The 15628-nt window shown below is 74.7% G+C and carries 13 protein-coding genes; 5 read left to right on the top strand and 8 right to left on the bottom strand.

Annotated features, from left to right (window positions below; translation table 11 throughout):
• Positions 1-23: 23 nt before the first annotated feature.
• The gene (locus AB0G08_RS09960) at positions 24-473 is read left to right on the top strand and encodes a metallopeptidase family protein (protein WP_358085746.1); all 450 of its coding nucleotides are present in this window, start codon (positions 24-26) and stop codon (positions 471-473) included.
• A 35-nt stretch (positions 474-508) separates the two neighbouring features.
• Here AB0G08_RS09960 and AB0G08_RS09955 read toward each other — a convergent pair whose 3' ends face one another.
• The 3 genes from AB0G08_RS09955 to AB0G08_RS09945 form a co-directional block, all read right to left on the bottom strand.
• A complete protein-coding gene (locus AB0G08_RS09955; protein ID WP_007455784.1) occupies positions 509-766 on the bottom strand; it encodes a WhiB family transcriptional regulator in 258 nt (85 codons plus the stop codon).
• Between the two features lie 714 nt (positions 767-1480).
• Positions 1481-3988: a bifunctional FO biosynthesis protein CofGH gene (locus tag AB0G08_RS09950; RefSeq protein ID WP_358085742.1), complete on the bottom strand. Its 2508-nt coding sequence runs from the start codon at positions 3986-3988 to the stop codon at positions 1481-1483.
• Positions 3989-4099: 111 nt separating this feature from the next.
• On the bottom strand, positions 4100-5044 hold the full coding sequence (locus AB0G08_RS09945) for a hypothetical protein (protein WP_358085740.1): 945 nt from the start codon (positions 5042-5044) through the stop codon (positions 4100-4102).
• 99 nt (positions 5045-5143) lie between these two features.
• On the opposite strand from AB0G08_RS09945, the gene cofD reads away from it, so the two are divergent.
• Positions 5144-6091, top strand: coding sequence for a 2-phospho-L-lactate transferase (cofD, locus tag AB0G08_RS09940; protein WP_358085737.1), 948 nt, complete (start codon positions 5144-5146; stop codon positions 6089-6091).
• Complete coding sequence (locus AB0G08_RS09935) at positions 6088-7176, top strand: coenzyme F420-0:L-glutamate ligase (RefSeq protein WP_358085734.1); 1089 nt, start codon at positions 6088-6090, stop codon at positions 7174-7176. The genes cofD and AB0G08_RS09935 overlap by 4 nt, the downstream gene beginning before the upstream one ends.
• A gap of 27 nt (positions 7177-7203) precedes the next feature.
• On the opposite strand, the gene AB0G08_RS09930 is transcribed toward AB0G08_RS09935, so the two are convergent.
• Together AB0G08_RS09930 and AB0G08_RS09925 are read right to left on the bottom strand one after the other, a co-directional pair.
• Positions 7204-8208 carry a winged helix-turn-helix domain-containing protein gene (locus tag AB0G08_RS09930; RefSeq protein ID WP_358085731.1) on the bottom strand — a complete coding sequence of 335 codons (1005 nt, stop codon included), beginning with the start codon at positions 8206-8208 and terminating at the stop codon, positions 7204-7206.
• 281 nt (positions 8209-8489) lie between these two features.
• Positions 8490-9524: a hypothetical protein gene (locus AB0G08_RS09925; protein ID WP_358085728.1), complete on the bottom strand. Its 1035-nt coding sequence runs from the start codon at positions 9522-9524 to the stop codon at positions 8490-8492.
• A 39-nt stretch (positions 9525-9563) separates the two neighbouring features.
• Between AB0G08_RS09925 and AB0G08_RS09920 the strand changes: the two genes are divergently transcribed.
• Positions 9564-10181 (top strand): NUDIX domain-containing protein, encoded by a 618-nt coding sequence (locus AB0G08_RS09920; protein ID WP_358085726.1) that lies wholly within the window; start codon positions 9564-9566, stop codon positions 10179-10181.
• Here AB0G08_RS09920 and AB0G08_RS09915 read toward each other — a convergent pair.
• Both AB0G08_RS09915 and AB0G08_RS09910 read right to left on the bottom strand, forming a co-directional pair.
• Complete coding sequence (locus AB0G08_RS09915; protein WP_358085723.1) at positions 10150-11241, bottom strand: sugar phosphate nucleotidyltransferase; 1092 nt, start codon at positions 11239-11241, stop codon at positions 10150-10152. The two genes, AB0G08_RS09920 and AB0G08_RS09915, sit on opposite strands and share 32 nt — an antisense overlap.
• 61 nt (positions 11242-11302) lie before the next feature.
• Complete coding sequence (locus AB0G08_RS09910) at positions 11303-12448, bottom strand: glycosyltransferase family 1 protein (RefSeq protein ID WP_358085720.1); 1146 nt, start codon at positions 12446-12448, stop codon at positions 11303-11305.
• 150 nt (positions 12449-12598) lie between these two features.
• On the opposite strand from AB0G08_RS09910, the gene AB0G08_RS09905 reads away from it, so the two are divergent.
• Positions 12599-13288 carry a TIGR03089 family protein gene (locus AB0G08_RS09905; RefSeq protein WP_358085717.1) on the top strand — a complete coding sequence of 230 codons (690 nt, stop codon included), beginning with the start codon at positions 12599-12601 and terminating at the stop codon, positions 13286-13288.
• Positions 13289-13476: 188 nt separating this feature from the next.
• Here AB0G08_RS09905 and AB0G08_RS09900 read toward each other — a convergent pair whose 3' ends face one another.
• Positions 13477-15495, bottom strand: a complete 2019-nt coding sequence (locus AB0G08_RS09900) for an acetoacetate--CoA ligase (protein ID WP_358085714.1) — start codon at positions 15493-15495, stop codon at positions 13477-13479.
• Between the last annotated feature and the right edge of the window lie 133 nt (positions 15496-15628).

Genomic DNA, 15628 nt, shown 5'->3' with positions numbered 1-15628 from the left:
GTGCGGGCGCTAACCTTGCCCTCATGACGAGTCCGGAACACCGCCGCCCCGGCCCCGGCCGGCGCGCCCACCGCGACCGGCACGGGCGCGGTCTGCGCGGGCGGCTGGTCCCGGCGACGGTGCCGTTGGCGCGTACGAAGGCGGAGATCTTCGACGATCTGGTGCTGGACACGGTCGAGGCCCTCGAACGGCGGTTCGCCAAGGAGCTGGCCGGGGTCGAGTTCGCGGTGGAGGACGTCCCGCCGGACCTCAACGTCTACGACTCCGACGTGCTGGAGGACGGCGAGGTGCCGCTCGCCCGGCTGCTGCCCGGTCGGCCCGGCCGGCAGGAGGTGCCCCCGCGGATCGTGCTCTACCGCCGGCCGTTGGAGTTCCGTGCGATGGACCGCGAGGACCTCGCGGATCTCGTGCACGACGTGATCATCGAACAGGTGGCCAATCTGCTCGGGGTGGACCCCGACGAGTTGGCCTGAGCCGGGCGGCCCCCACCGCCCCGGCCCGGCAACGCTCAGGCGGCCCGCCGCTTGAGCTTGCGCCGCTCCCGCTCCGAGAGCCCGCCCCAGATCCCGAATCGCTCGTCGTGGCCGAGAGCGTATTCGAGGCATTCCGTCTTCACCTCACAGCGCGAGCAGATCCGCTTCGCCTCGCGGGTCGAGCCGCCCTTCTCGGGGAAGAACGCCTCCGGATCGGTCTGGGAGCAAAGCGCCCGCTCCTGCCACTCCGGCGCGTTTCCGAGCAGGTCGGCCACCTCAAGCTGGCCGTCCATCAGATGCCTCCTTGTCGCGCACCGGCGTCATCGCCGCTGCAACCCCCCACGCGGAAGGCGTGCTTGTCCGTACGGTCCCGATTTGTTGCGTTCCGTGCGAACAACCCCATTCAAATTACACGCGTGTAATACGTGCGCCGTCAAGCCGGACTTGATAATGGAGTCGTCCTCCCGACAACACTCCGGACGGCCACCCGGCCATCCGGCCTCGCAACCTGCCCTATCGATTCAGACCCCGGCCGAGTAACGCCCTCTCCGGCGAGTTGCCCGAGTTTTCTCCCGTGGCGCTCCCCCGCCGACCCGACGGGGCAGGTCGGCGGGGACCCTCGGAAGTCACCCACCACGATCCGTTGATCTTGGTGGGGCACAGGTTAACCCGAGTTGGCGCGGACCGCCCGTCGAGCGCGGGACGTCGACGTCGTACCGCCCACGATGTGGACGGTACGGGGCGGCGGGGCGGCGCCCCTGGGGTTCCGGGGAGCCGCCAAGGCGCTGCTGGGTCGGACGAATCAGGTCGCCGCTCCACAGAGGACAGAAATCCGGGCGGCCGGCAGCCGCTCGTCCCACCAGTCGGTACGGACGCGGTCGACCGGCCCGGCCGGACAGCGGCGGGACGCGCAGGGTCGGGTGTGGACGGTCAGGACAACCGTCGATGTCCACCCGCGACGACCTGCGGCGCTCCGCGGCGCGACCCCGCTGGCGGCGCCCGGCGCGTCAGGGGCGGGGGCGGCCGTACGCGGTCGTGCGCCTGCGGGCCGGCCGGCCGGCGGCCGTCGCGATGGCGATCAACTGCTCCTCCGTACGCGCCGAGCCGTTGCCGGAACCGGCCATCCGGGAGATCGTCTCCTCCATCAGCGTGCCGCCCAGGTCGTTGCAGCCGCCCCGGAGCATCGCCGCCGTGCCCTCGTCGCCGAGCTTCACCCACGAGCACTGGATGTTGTCGATCCGGCCGTGCAGCAGCAGCCGGGCCATCGCGTGCACGACCCGGTTCTCCCGCCACGTCGGCCCCGGGCGGGCGATGCCGGCCAGGTAGATCGGCGCGTTCGTGTGCACGAACGGCAGCGCCACGAACTCGGTGAACCCGCCCGTGCGGTCCTGCACCCCGGCCAGCACCCGGAAGTGCGCGAGCCACTGCGCGGGGTGGTCCACGTGGCCGTACATCATGGTGGAGCTGGACCGGATGCCCAGCTCGTGGGCCGTGCCGACCACGTCGACCCAGGCGGCGGCCGGCAGTTTGCCCTTGGTGAGCACCCAGCGCACGTCGTCGTCGAGGATCTCGGCGGCGGTGCCCGGGATGGTGTCCAGCCCGGCCTCGCGCAGCCCGGTCAGCCACTCCCGCACGGACACGCCGGCCTTGGCGGCGGCGGTGACGATCTCCATGGGCGAGAATGCGTGCACGTGCATCCCCGGCACCCGCGCCTTGATCGCCCGGACCAGGTCGGCGTAGACGGTCACCGGCAGCTTCGGGTCGATCCCGCCCTGGAGGCAGACCTCGCTGGCGCCGGCCGCCCACGCCTGCTCGGCCCGGTCGGCGACCTGGTCCACCGAGAGCCGGTACGCGTCGGCGTCCCGCTCCCGCTGGGCGAACGCGCAGAACCGGCAGCCGACGTAACAGACGTTGCTGAAGTTGATGTTGCGGTTGACCACGTACGTCACGTCGTCGCCGACCGCCGCCCGGCGGACGTCGTCGGCGAGGCGGCACAGCTCGTCGAGCGCCGGCCCGTCGGCGGCGAACAGCGCCAGCGCGGCGTCGGTGTGCCGCGGGTCCAGCAGCGCCGCCGGGTCGCCGGCCGCCAGCCGCAGCCCGGCCCGCAGGTCGCGGTCGGTCCCCGCCCCGCCCCCCGCGGTGACCTTGCCGGCCACCTCGGCCCAGTCGCCGTAGACGTGGTCGAAGTCGCCGCGCCGGTCGCCGGTCCGCCCGGTGGTGTCGATGGTGGCGTGCAGGTCGACCCGACCGCCGTACGTCTCGTCGGGCTCCTGCCAGGGGCGGCCCACCGGTCGGGCCTCCTCGACGGCCAGCCCCGTCGTCGGGTCGGCCAGCGCGCCGACGTGCGGCAGCAGGCGCGGGTCCAGCCACGGGTCGCCGGCCCGCACGTACTCGGGGTAGATCGTCAGCCGCTCGCGCAGGGTGAAGCCGGACTTCTCCGTGTGCCGGGCCAGCTCGTCGATCTGCGGCCAGGGGCGCTCCGGGTTGACGTGGTCCGGGGTCAGTGGGGAGACCCCGCCCCAGTCGTCGATGCCGGCGCGCAGCAGCAGGTCGTACTCGCCCGCGATGAGGTTCGGCGGGGCCTGGATCCGGGCCTTCGGCCCGAGCAGCACCCGGGCCACCGCCACCGTGGCGGCCAGGTCGTGCAGCTCGGCGTCGGGCATCCCCCGCATCGCCGTGTCCGGCTTCGCGCGGAAGTTCTGCACGATCACCTCCTGGAGGTGGCCGTACTCGCGGTGCGCGCGGCGGATCGCGAAGATCGCGTCGACCCGCTCGGCGGGGGTCTCGCCGATGCCGATCAGGATGCCGGTGGTGAACGGCACGCCGACCCGGCCCGCGTCGTCGAGCACCCGCAGCCGGACCGCCGGCTCCTTGTCCGGGGAGCCGAAGTGCGGGCCGCCCGGCTCCGACCAGAGCCGCGTCGCCGTGGTCTCCAGCATCATCCCCATGCTGGGCGCGACGGGCTTGAGCCGCTGCAACTCCGACCAGGAGAGCACGCCCGGGTTGAGGTGGGGCAGCAGCCCGGTCTCCTCCAGCACCGCCACCGCGCAGGCGCGCAGGTAGTCGAGCGTGGAGTCGTAGCCGCGCTCGTCCAGCCACTGCCGGGCCGCCGGCCAGCGCTCCTCCGGCCGGTCGCCGAGCGTGAACAGGGCCTCCTTGCAGCCCTGGGCCGCCCCCGCCCGGGCGATGGCGAGCACCTCGTCCCGGTCGAGGAAGGCCGCCGGCAGCCGGTGCGGCACCGTCGCGAAGGTGCAGTAGTGGCACCGGTCCCGGCACAGCCGGGTGAGGGGGATGAAGACCTTCTTCGAGTACGTGACCACGCCCGGCCGTCCGGCCTCGCGCAGGCCGGCGTCGCGGACGGCGCCCGCCACGTCGAGCAGCCCGTCCAGCGCCTCGCCTCGGGCGGCCAGCAGCGCGGCGGCCTCGTCGACGTCGAGCGCCCGCCCGCTCGCGGCCCGGTGCAGTGCCCGCCGCACGCTCGCGTCGGTCGGGCCGGGCACGGTGCGATCAACCATTCGCCCAGCCTAAGCGCTCGGCCACCCCGTCCCGCCCGCCCGGCCCACGCCGTGGACGGCGAGCGCCCCGCACGGGGGCCGTGCGGGGCGCTCGGGTGGGTCGTCGGCCGGTCAGCGCGGGGCGTCGGGGTTGTCGCCGGGGTTGATGCGCTGGGTGCGGTCGGTCTCGTCGGCGGCGGGACGCGGGATCGCCTGGGTGGGCTCCGTCAGCTCGCCGGACTGGCGCGGGATCGCCTGGGTGGGGTCGGCCGAGGGCGGCTGGCCGAACGGCGGGGCGCTCTGCGGCTGGCCGAACGGCGGCGCGGACTGCGGCGCCGGGGCGGCCGGGGGCGCCGACTGCGGCGCCGGGCTGAACGGCGAGCCCGGCTGCGGGCCGCCGGCGAAGGGCGCGGGCTGCTGGCCGTACGGGGCGCCGTAGGGGCCCGGCGCCTGCCAGCCGCCCTGCTGACCGGGGACCTGCTGACCCGGAACCTGCTGGCCGGGGACCTGCTGGCCGGGGGCCGGGTAGCCGCCCTGCTGCTGGGGCCACCCGGGCTGCGGCTGGCCGTACACGCCGGGCTGGGGCTTCGGCTTGGGCACGTGGTAGAGGGTGCGCCAGACCTTGAACACGACGTACGCGGCGACCGCGAACAGCGCCAGCCAGGCCACGCGGCTCAGCAGGCCCAGGAAGGCGTCGAGGATCTCGCCCTCGGCGAGCCGGTTGACCGTCCAGAAGAGGAAGGTCAGCCCGCCGAACAGCGCGCTGACGGCATACTCGCCCAGGGCGACCTGGGTGATCAGCTTCGCCTTCGGCACCGGGGGCTTCACGTGCGTGGCGAGCAGCACGGCCAGCAGCGGCAGGAACACCGCCTCCACGCCGACGAAGGCGTAGAAGGCGCTGCCCGCCCGACCGCCGAACGTGCTGTACTCGGTCGGCGTCACCATCCGGATCAGGCCGACGAAGAGGAACACGGCGTTCGCGCCGAGGAGCACGAACGCGGCGAGTTCACGCAGCGGCTTGGTCAGCTGGCTGGCCTGCGTCGCGTCGGTGGACGCGGGCTCGGCGGGGCTGGTCACGGGATCCCCCTCGGGGCGAATGCGGACAGTTGCCGACGTGAGCCTAGTCTCCCGGCCCATGGGCGGACCGGAGGCGGCCCGTACGCGAGGATGGTCGGCATGCGCATCGTGGTTCTGACGGGTGGCATCGGAGGCGCTCGTTTCCTGGTCGGCGTCCGGGCGTACGCCCGCGAGGTCGGCGCCGAGGTGACCGCCGTGGTCAACGTCGGCGACGATCTGCTCCTGCACGGGCTCAAGGTCTGCCCCGACCTGGACAGCGTGATGTACACGCTGGGTGGCGGCGCCGACCCGGAGCGGGGCTGGGGGCGCGTCGGCGAGAGCTGGACGGTCAAGCAGGAGTTGGCCGCCTACGGCGCCGAGCCGAGCTGGTTCGGGCTCGGCGACAAGGACATCGCCACCCACCTCGTGCGGACCACCATGGTCAACGCCGGCTACCCGCTGCACGCCGTCACCGAGGCGCTCGCCGCCCGCTGGCAGCCCGGCGTACGCATGCTGCCGGCGACCGACGACCGGCTGGAGACCCACGTGGTGGTGGAGCTCGACGGCGGCCAGCGGGCGATCCACTTCCAGGAGTGGTGGGTGCGCCACCGCGGCGACGTCCCCACCCACCGCTTCGTCTTCGTCGGCGCGGAGACCGCCCGGCCGGCGCCCGGCGTGACGGAGGCGATCGCCGGGGCCGACGTGGTGCTGATCGCGCCGAGCAACCCGGTGGTGAGCGTCGCCCCGATCCTGGCCGTGCCCGGGCTGCGCGAGGCGGTCGCCGACGGTCCCGCACCGGTGGTCGGCGTGTCGCCGATCATCGGCGGCGCGCCGGTGCGCGGCATGGCAGACCGTTGCCTGGCGGTGCTGGGGGTGGAGTGCAGCGCGGCCGGCGTGGGCCGGCTCTACGGCGGCCGGTCGGCCGGCGGGCTGCTCGACGGCTGGCTGGTCGCCGAGGAGGACGCCGGCACGGTGGTGCCGGAGGTGACGGTCCGCGCGGCGCCGCTGCGGATGACCGACGAGGCGGCGACGGCGGCCATGGTCCACGCCGCGCTGGAGCTGACGTGAGGCTGGAGATCCTGCCGGTGCCGGGCATCGGCCACGTGTCCGAGGGCGACGACCTGGCGGCCCTGATCGCCGCCGCCGCGCCCTGGCTGCGCGACGGCGACGTGCTGGTGGTGACCAGCAAGATCGTCTCGAAGGCGGAGGGACGGCTCGTCGACGTCCCGGCGGACGGGCCGGAGCGGCTCGCCGCGCGCGACGAGGTGCTGGCCGCCGAGACGGCGCGGGTGGTGGCCACCCGGGGCGCGACCAGGATCGTGCAGACCCACCACGGTTTCGTGATGGCGTCGGCCGGCATCGACGCCTCGAACGTCGACAAGACCCGGCTCGTGCTGCTCCCCGAGGACCCGGACGCCTCGGCCCGGGCGCTGCGCGCCGCCCTGCGCGAGCGCCACGGCGTGGACGTCGCGGTGATCGTCAGCGACACGATGGGCCGGCCCTGGCGCAACGGGCTCACCGACGTGGCGCTCGGCGTCGCCGGGATGGACGCGATCCGCGACCACCGGGGCGAGGTCGACCCGTACGGCAACGAGCTCCAGCTCACCCAGATGGCGGTGGTGGACGAGCTGGCCGGCGCGGGCGAGCTGATCAAGGGCAAGTGTGACCAGGTGCCGGTCGCGGTGGTGCGCGGCTACCTCACCACGCCCCGACCAGACGACGGCGTCGGCGCGTCCGCGCTGGTCCGGGACGCCGCGATGGACCTCTTCTCGCTGGGCACCGCCGAGGCGAAGGCCGCCGGGCTGGCCGCCGCCGCCACCCTGCCGGACGGCCCCAACCCGACCCCGCCCGACCCCGAGGCCGTACGCCGGGCGATCGGCGTCGTGGCGGACGTGGTCGCCCCCGGCACGGTCTTCAGCCTGGTCGCCGACGAGGAGACCCGCGCCGGGCTGACCGCCCGGGTGCCCGGCTGGCCGGCGGAGGCGACGACGCTGCTGCTCGGCTCGCCGGCCACCCCGGCCGGCCCGACCGACCTGGTCCGCTTCGGCGCCGACCTGCAACGCCTCCGCACCGCCCTGGCGGCCGAGGGCGTCGCCTCCCTGCTGATTCCCCCGCCCCCCGGCACCGCCGCCAGCGCCGCCCTGGCGCTGTGACGGCGCCCGGGCGGGCACGGGCGGCGCTCAGGAGTTGAGCATCGCCCGTCCCAGCGGGGTCAGGGTGTGCAGGACGGTGTTGCGGTCACGCTGGCTGACCAGGAGGCCGGCGTTGCGCAGCACGGTGGTGTGCTGGCTCGCGGCGGCGGCCGAGATGTTCAGCCGGCGGGCCACCTCGCCGGTGGTGCAGCCGTCGTCGCTGGCCGCCAGCACGGCGGCCCGGGTGCGGCCGAGCAGCGCGGCCAGCGCCTCCCGCCCGGGATCCGGCGCGCCGGGGCCGCCGCCCTCGCCGGGGGCCGGCAGCAGGCCGCCGAGCCGGTCCACCGGGTAGACCAGGACCGGGGGCAGCGCCGGGTCGAGCAGGGCGACCGGCCTGGCCGAGCAGAAGAACGACGGCACCAGCAGCAGCCCGCGCCCGCCCAGGTGCAGCTCCCGGCTGTGCGGGTAGTCGCGGATCTCCAGCACCCCGGACTCCCAGCGCATGGCGGGCCGGAGGCTGGCCAGCAGCCCCTCCACCCCGCCGTCGAGCAGGGCCCGGGCCCGCCGGGACCGGTCGGCCTCCACCGCCGCCTGGATCCGGGTCCAGTACGGGTCGATCGCCAGGCCGCGGTACCGCTCCATCGCGCCGGTCAGGCCGCGCAGCGTGTCCGGCTCCCCCCGGGCCAGCGCCGCGGCGCCGGCGGGGAGGGAGCCGTTGGCGGCGAGCAGCGCCACGTCGCGGTGCAGCAGCGCCACGGGGGTGTTGCGGACCGCCTCCATGCCGGCCTCGAAGCCCGACACGCTCTCGTACGGGGTGAGGAAGTCGGGGAAGTAGCCGCGGGGCGGGTTGAGCGTCAGCAGGAGCCGCAGCCCCGCCGAGCCGTTGCCCTCACGCAGCCCGCGCGTCACACTGCGCCGCCAGCCGGTCAGCAGCGGATCCCGGCCACGGCCGGGCAGCAGGTGCAGGCTGAGAACCAGCTCCCACACCGGATCCGCCGCCGGAGCCACCCGGGTCCGGAGGATGTCCTCGGCGGAAAAATAGATCTTCAGCATGGACGGCTCCCGCGTCGCCGGGCAGAGGGGATGCCTGGCAACCGTTTGCACTGTACCTGGCCGGCACTTATCTCCGTCTTTAAGCGTGGGCTGAAAGACCTCGACGTCCGCAGGGGGCGTTGGGCATGCTTCCACTGCCCGCGCACGGGGGCGGGCGCGTCACCCGACACGCCCGGAACCGGGCGCCCGGGGGACGGGGAAGGACCGGCGGCCGGGCGGCACCACGAGGGTCTGCGGCCTTGCTCCGCGGAGGTGCCGCCCGCTCGTCGGTCCACCGCCGGTCAGGCGACCCAGAGCGCCACCCGATGGTCCTCGTCGGTGACGTAGAAGCTCTGCCCCTCCCACTCGGCCACCCCCTCCACGTGGTGGAACGGCGCGAGGTCGGCCACCAGCTCGCCGGGGACGAGGTGCCCGTCGCCGGGCGCGGGGAACCGGACGTGCCGGGAGGTGACCCCGCCGCCGGCCGGGTGGTCGTCGAGCAGCACCGAGCCCTTGCCCAGCGCGTCGATCGACCCGATGATCGCCGCGTAGCCGCCGTCGTCCGTGGGCGCGATCGCCCGGAAGCCGGCCAGCGCGCCGGGCGGCGTCACCCCGGTCAGGACGTACGCCCCCGCCGCCCGCGGCCAGGCCGGCGCGGGGTCGAACATGCCCGGCACCCCGGTCAGCTCGACCAGGATCGGCTCGCCGTCGGCGGTGACCGGGAACCGCAGTCCGAGCAGGACACTCCCGGCCGGCGTGAAGGCCGCCGCCTCGACGTTCAGCGGCAGGTCGTCGGGGACGAGCCGGCTGACCCAGCCCTTCGACCGGGCGGTGCCCCGGGCGACGGTCTCCCCGATGAACCGGGCCCGCACCCGCTCGCCCGGCGGCAGCGGCGTGAACGCCGCCTTGAGCAGGGCGTCGTTGACCGCCCGGTGCAGCCGGAACCGGTTGCGGACCACCTGCACCGGCACCGGCCCCGCCGCCGCGTCGTCCTCGCGGAACCGCGCCACGAAGGCGCGTCGCGGGCGCAGCGGGCCCGCCTTCGAGCCGAAGTGGGAGCCGAAGACGTACACCCAGCCGTCGTGGTGGGCGAGCGCCTCGCCGTCCTCCGTGCGGCCGTTCTCCGCCCCGGCGTCGGCGACCACGTGGTGGGCGACCCAGCGGCCGTCGTCCAGCTCCAGCAGCAGGGCCAGGCAGTGCTCCACCGGACCCTCGTCGAGCACGGTCCAGAAGCCGCGCCGGGCGCCGTGCGCCCGCAGCAACGGCGCGGAGCGCACCGGCAGCAGGTCGCTGGCCTCGTTGCCGGCCACGACGAACTCCAACAGTCGCAGGGTCACCTGGCCAGGGTACGAAGCGCCGGCTCGTACAGTGTCGACATGGCCGACTCCCCCACCGCCGCCGCCTCCCGACCGTCGTCGGACGCCGAGGCGTACGCGGCGCTGCACGCCGACGCCGTCGCGACGCTGAGCCGATGGGAACCGACCGGCCCGGCCGCCGCCGAGGCCCGCGACCGCACCGTGGCGCTGCTGGCCGCCGGGCCGGTGGCGATGAGCCGGGCGCACCGGCCCGGGCACGTCACGGCGAGCGCGCTGGTGCTCGACGCCACCGGCTCCCGGGTGCTGCTGTGCCTACACGGCAAGTTCCGGCGGTGGGTGCAGCTCGGCGGGCACTGCGAGCCGGCCGACCGGACCCTCGCCGCCGCCGCCCTGCGCGAGGCCGGCGAGGAGTCCGGCATCGCCGGCCTGCGGATCGACCCGGTGCCGATCGACGTCGACATCCACCCGGTGAGCTGCCAGGGCGGCTCGCTGCACCACGACGTACGCTTCGCCGTGCTCGCCCCGCCCGGCGCGGTGGAGCGGGTCAGCGAGGAGTCCGAGGCGCTGGGCTGGTTCCCGCCGGACCGGCTGCCGCAGCCGCTGGCCGGCGGGACGGCGCACCTGGTCGCCCCGGCCCTGGCGACGCTCAGACGAGCCCCTCTTCGCCCCGTTCCTTGAGTTCGTCGACGACCTTCTTGACGTCCTGCGCCCGGTCGCGGGGGCAGACCAGCAGCGCGTCCGGGGTGTCGACGATGATCAGATCGTGCACGCCGACGGCGGCCACCAGCCGCCCGGAGTAGGGCACCACCACCAGTCCGCCGCTGTCGCGCAGCAGCACCCCCGGCTTGGCGTCGGCGCCGAGCACCACGTTGCCGTCCGCGTCGGCGGGCAGCACCTCGCCGAGGGTGTGGAAGTCGCCGACGTCGTTCCAGCCGAAGTCGCCCGGCACGGTCGCCACCCGACCGGCGGTCGCCGCGCCCTCCATCACCGCGTAGTCGACGGAGATCTTCGGCAGCGTCGGCCAGACCGTGCCGAGCACGTCGTCCTGCTTCTCGCTGCCCCACGCCTCGGCGATCGCGACGATCCCGGCGTGCAGGGCCGGCTGCTGGCGGGCCAGCTCGGCGAGGAAGACGTCGACCCGCCAGACGAACATGCTGGCGTTCCAGAGGTGCCGCCCCGAGCGCAGGTACGCCTCGGCCACCTCGGCGCTCGGCTTCTCCTTGAACTCGGCCACCGGCCGCAGCGGGCCCCCGTCGACCGGGTCGCCGGTCTGGAGGTAGCCGTAGCCGGTCTCGGCCCGCGTCGGGGTGATGCCGACCGTCATCAGCAGGCCCCGCTCGGCGCCGCGGACCGCCTCCCGGACGACCTCCCGCCAGCGCTCCGGGTCACCGATCAGGTGGTCGGCGGCGAAGGAGCCCATCACCGCCTCCGGGTCGCGCCGCGCGATGACGGCGGCGGCCAGGGCGATCGCCGCGCACGAGTCCCGGGGCGAGGGCTCGACCAGGATGTTCTCCTCCGGCAGCCCGGCGAGCTGGCGCGCGACCGCCGTCACGTGCGCTGTCCCGGTGACCACCAGGGTGCGCTCGGCGCTGGTCAGCGGGCCCAGCCGGTCCACCGTCGCCTGGAGCAGCGAGGCGGCGGAGCCGGTCAGCGGGTGGAGGAACTTGGGATGCCCGGCGCGGGACAGCGGCCACAACCTCGTGCCACTGCCACCCGCCGGGATGACGGCGTAGATCACCCGCACATCATGCCCGATTCGCCTGACCGGGGACGCATTCTCACGCCCCCGGTCGCGGCGGTCAGGACCGGGCCCGGCTCCAGGCGGCGATGTGCACCTCGGCGCTGGACTCCCAGGTGAACTCCTTGGCCCGGTCGAAACCGGCCTTGGCCAGGGACAACCGCCGCTGCTCGTCGTCGAGCAGCGCGGCCAGGTCGGTGGCGATCTGGTCGGGCGCCTCGCTGGTGTACGCGACCGCGTCGCCGCCCACCTCCGGCAGCGACAGCCGAGGCGTGGTGAGCACGGGGGCGGCGCACGCCATCGCCTCCAGGATCGGCAGGCCGAAACCCTCCCCGTAGGACGGGTAGGCGGCCACCAGGGCCCCGCCGAGGAAGCCGGGCAGGTCCGCGTAGCGGAGGTAGCCGGGGCGGAGCAGCCGCAGGTGCGACGGGACCTCCGCCACCGCGCGGTCGATGTCGTCGTCGTGCCCCTGGCCGCCGGCGATCACCAGGGCCGGCGGCTCCTCCCGGTCGGCCACCGCGCGGGCCCAGCCGCGGATCAGGTTCGGCACGTTCTTGCGCGGCTCCTTCGCCCCGAGGAAGGCCACGTAGTGGGTGCCGCCGAGCCCCAGGCGGGCCCGGACCCGGGCCTTCTCCTCGTCGCTGGGCGCGTGGAAGGCGGCGTGGTCGACGCCGTGGTAGGCGACGTCGATCCGGGTGGGGTCGGCGTCGAGCAGCCGGATCAGCTCGTCCCGGGTGGCCTTGCTCGGCACGATCACCCGGCTGGCGCGGCGCAGGGACGTCTTGATCGCGCTGCGGAAGAAGGTGCGCCGCGACTTGTCGTAGTGCTCCGGCTCGGTGAAGAACGTCGCGTCGTGCACGGTCACCGTGACCGGGCACCCGGCGCGCAGCGGGCAGGTGTAGAAGGGCGAGTGCAGCACGTGCGCGCCCACCTGCTGGGCGAGCAGCGGCAGGCCGGTCTGCTCCCAGGCGAGCCGGGCGGGGCGGTGCGCGACGGCGGCCGGGGCCGGGATGATCTCCGCGCCGGGCAGCATCCTGGCGTAGCGCTCCAGGTCGGTGCGGAGGCAGACGACGGCCAACTCCACCCCCGACCCGCACACCTTGCCGAGGGCGCCGAGCAGGCCGTCGACGTATCGACCGACACCACCACGGTCGACGGGGACACTCGTGGCGTCGATGAGCACGCGGGGCGGGCGACCGGCGGTCACGGGGCGACTCCTTGCACTGACGGGCCTGTGGGGAACAACACTCCGGCAAGCCTACGCCGGAGCCCGGCACGGACGCTGACTGCGACCCGACGGTACGCCGACTTGTCGCCGTCATCGAGTACGGCCGCTGGGGGCGTATCGTTCGCGCCGATGGCCGACAACATTGCCCGGGTCTTCGCCGACGCGATCGCCACCGACCCGACCCGACCGCTGCTGACCTGGTACGACGACGCCACGGGCGAACGCACCGAGCTCTCCGGCGCCACACTGGCGAACTGGGTGGCCAAGACGGCCAACCTACTCGTCGACGAGGTGGCCGTGGGCCCCGGTGACGTCGCCGGGGTGCTGCTCCCCCCGCACTGGCAGACCGCGGCGGTGCTGCTCGGCTGCTGGTCGGCCGGGCTGACCGTCGCCGACACGCCGGGCGACGTGGACGTGCTCTTCGCCGCCGCGACGCGGCTGACCGAGGCGGACGCCTGGTCGGCGGGCGAGCGGTACGTCCTCGCCCTCGACCCGTTCGCCCTGCCGATGCGCCAGGTGCCGGCCGGCTTCGCCGACTACGTGTCGGTGGTACGCGCCCACGGCGACCACTTCAGCCCGTACGCGCCGGGTGGCCCGGGCGAGGCGGAGCTGCTGGGCCGCGCGACCGCCCGCGCGGCGCAGTGGGGCATCGGTCGCGGCGACCGCGTCCTGATCGACACGGGGACGTACCCGGACCCGGCCGACTGGCTGCTCGCCCCCCTGACGGCCAGGGCCACCACGGTCCTCTGCGCCAACGCCGACCCGTCGACCCTCCCCACCCGCGCCACCACGGAACGCGTGACCCGCCCCCTCCCCTGACCCACCCACCCCCTCCCCCTCACCCCGCCCCCGCGCCCTCGCCCTCCCCCGCCCCTGCGCGTCGATCATGGAGTCGTGGTGGCCGGAAGGTGCGGACATGCGCCTTTTGCGGGGCACCACAACTGCATGATCGACGCGCCGAGCGGGGGGTGGGGCGCGCAGGGGTGGGGTGCAGGGGTGGGTGGGGGTCAGGGGCGGGGGGTGCGGTGCTGGGCGAGGGTGGCGAAGGCCGTGAGGGACTCCGGGTTGGCCAGGGCGCCCCTGGCCGCCGCCGAGTCCACCGGGGTGCCGGTGAGGATCTTCTTCACCGGGACCTCCAGCTTCTTCGCCGACAGGGTGCGCGGGACGGCCTTGACCTGGTGGATCTCGTCCGGGACGTGCCGGGGCGACAGCGCGGTACGCAGCTCGCGGCAGATCTTCTTCCGCATCGCGTCGTCCAGCTCCAGCCCCTCGGCGAGCACCACGAACAGCAGCAGCTCACCGGCGCCGCCCTCGTCGTCCTCCAGGTGCACCACCACCGAGTCGACGACCTCGTCGAGCCCCTCGACCACCGAGTAGAACTCGGCCGTGCCGAGCCGCACGCCGCCCCGGTTGAGGGTGGCGTCGGAACGGCCCGTGATCACGCAGCCGCCCCGGTCGTTGATGGTGATCCAGTCGCCGTGCCGCCAGACGCCCGGGTAGACGTCGAAGTACGCCTCCCGGTAGCGGGTGCCGTCGGCGTCGTTCCAGAAGCCCACCGGCATGCTCGGCATCGGCTCGGTGATCACCAGCTCGCCCAGCTCACCGATGACCGGGGTGCCGTCGGCCGAACGGGCCTCCACCTTGGCGCCGAGCGCCCGACAGGTGATCTCCCCGGCGTGCACCGCCAGCAGCGGCACCCCACCGACGAAGCCGGTGCAGACGTCCGTGCCGCCGGAGAGCGACTGGAGCTGGAGGTCGTCGCCGACGTTCTCGTACACCCAGGTGAAGCCCTCGGCGGGCAGCGGCGCGCCGGTCGAACCGACCCCGCGCAGCGCCGTGAGGTCGGCGGTCTCCCTCGGCACCAGCCCGGCCTTGCGGCAGGCCAGCAGGAACGGCGCGGACGTGCCGAAGTACGTGGTGCCGGTCTCGCCAGCCAGCCGCCACATCGCGCCCAGGTCGGGGTGGCCCGGGTTGCCGTCGAAGAGGACGATCGCCGCACCCACCGCCGGCCCGGAGACCAGGAAGTTCCACATCATCCAGCCGGTGGTGGTGAACCAGAAGAACCGGTCCGCCGGGCCCAGGTCGTGGTGCAGGGCCAGCATCTTCAGGTGCTCCAGCAGGATGCCGCCGTGGCCGTGCACGATCGGCTTCGGCAGCCCGGTGGTGCCGGAGGAGTAGAGCACGTAGAGCGGGTGGTCGAAGGCGACCGGGGTGAAGGTCAGCGGCTCGTCGCTCTCGGCGGCCAGCTCCGACCAGGCGAGCGCGCCCTCGAACGGGGCCGTCGTCCGGTCCGGAGCGCCGCCCGACGGCGCGGAGCCCGGATCCCCGGCCGGGTCGAGGTAGGCGATGCCGACGGTGTGCTCCAGCGACGGCAGGGCGGCCCGGATCGCGGCCACCTCGGCCCGCCGGTCCACGGGCTTCTCGCCGTAGCGGTAGCCGTCCACCGCGACCAGGACCTTCGGCTCGATCTGCTGCCACCGGTCGGTGACGCTGCGGGTGCCGAACTCCGGGGCGCAGGAGGAGAAGATCGCGCCCAGGCTGCTGGTGGCGAGCAGCAGCACGTACGTCTCGGGGATGTTCGGCGCGTAGGCGGCGACCCGGTCGCCGGCGGTGACGCCGAGCCGGCGCAGCCCGGCGGCCACCCGGCGGACCTGCTCGCGCAGCCCGGCGGCGGTGAGGATCACCGGCGCCCGGGTCTGCCCGTGCGCGATCACCATCGGGTCGTCGTCGGCGCGGCCCGGCATCCGCAGCACGTTCTCGGCGTAGTTGAGCGTGGCGCCGGGGAACCACCTGGTCCCGGGCATCCCCCGGTCGGTCAGCGTCGCGGTCGGCGGGGTGTGCGCGACCACCCCGAAGTGGTCCCAGACCGACCGCCAGAACGCGTCGAGGTCCGTGACCGACCAGCGCCACAGCTCGTCGTAGTCGGCGAAGTCCAGCCCCCGGTGCTCACGCAGCCAGCGCAGGTAGCTCCCGATCCGGGACCGCTCGCGTACGTCCGCCGGCGGCGTCCACAGCACGTCACCCACTGCTCCACCCTCCCCTGGCCCCGCACGACACTGTGAAATGGGCCGTGGCGCCATCTTGCCCTACCTCAGAGCGCCATTCTCCGCACCCGACCTCCGTCGGCGCACGTGCGGAACCCACATGCCCCGGCACCAC

Origin of the sequence: Micromonospora sp. NPDC023644 (assembly GCF_040640115.1) — a bacterium.
Classification (GTDB): domain Bacteria; phylum Actinomycetota; class Actinomycetes; order Mycobacteriales; family Micromonosporaceae; genus Micromonospora.
This window is presented reverse-complemented; position numbering and strand designations above follow the sequence as displayed.

Bases quoted from the DNA above. Each gene is read 5' to 3' on its own strand.
- AB0G08_RS09960 (WP_358085746.1), top strand. From the start codon at position 24: ATGACGAGTCCGGAACACCGCCGCCCCGGCCCCGGCCGGCGCGCCCAC.
- AB0G08_RS09955 (WP_007455784.1), bottom strand. From the start codon at position 766: ATGGACGGCCAGCTTGAGGTGGCCGACCTGCTCGGAAACGCGCCGGAG.
- AB0G08_RS09950 (WP_358085742.1), bottom strand. From the start codon at position 3,988: ATGGTTGATCGCACCGTGCCCGGCCCGACCGACGCGAGCGTGCGGCGG.
- cofD (WP_358085737.1), top strand. From the start codon at position 5,144: ATGCGCATCGTGGTTCTGACGGGTGGCATCGGAGGCGCTCGTTTCCTG.
- AB0G08_RS09930 (WP_358085731.1), bottom strand. From the start codon at position 8,208: ATGCTGAAGATCTATTTTTCCGCCGAGGACATCCTCCGGACCCGGGTG.
- AB0G08_RS09920 (WP_358085726.1), top strand. From the start codon at position 9,564: ATGGCCGACTCCCCCACCGCCGCCGCCTCCCGACCGTCGTCGGACGCC.
- AB0G08_RS09905 (WP_358085717.1), top strand. From the start codon at position 12,599: ATGGCCGACAACATTGCCCGGGTCTTCGCCGACGCGATCGCCACCGAC.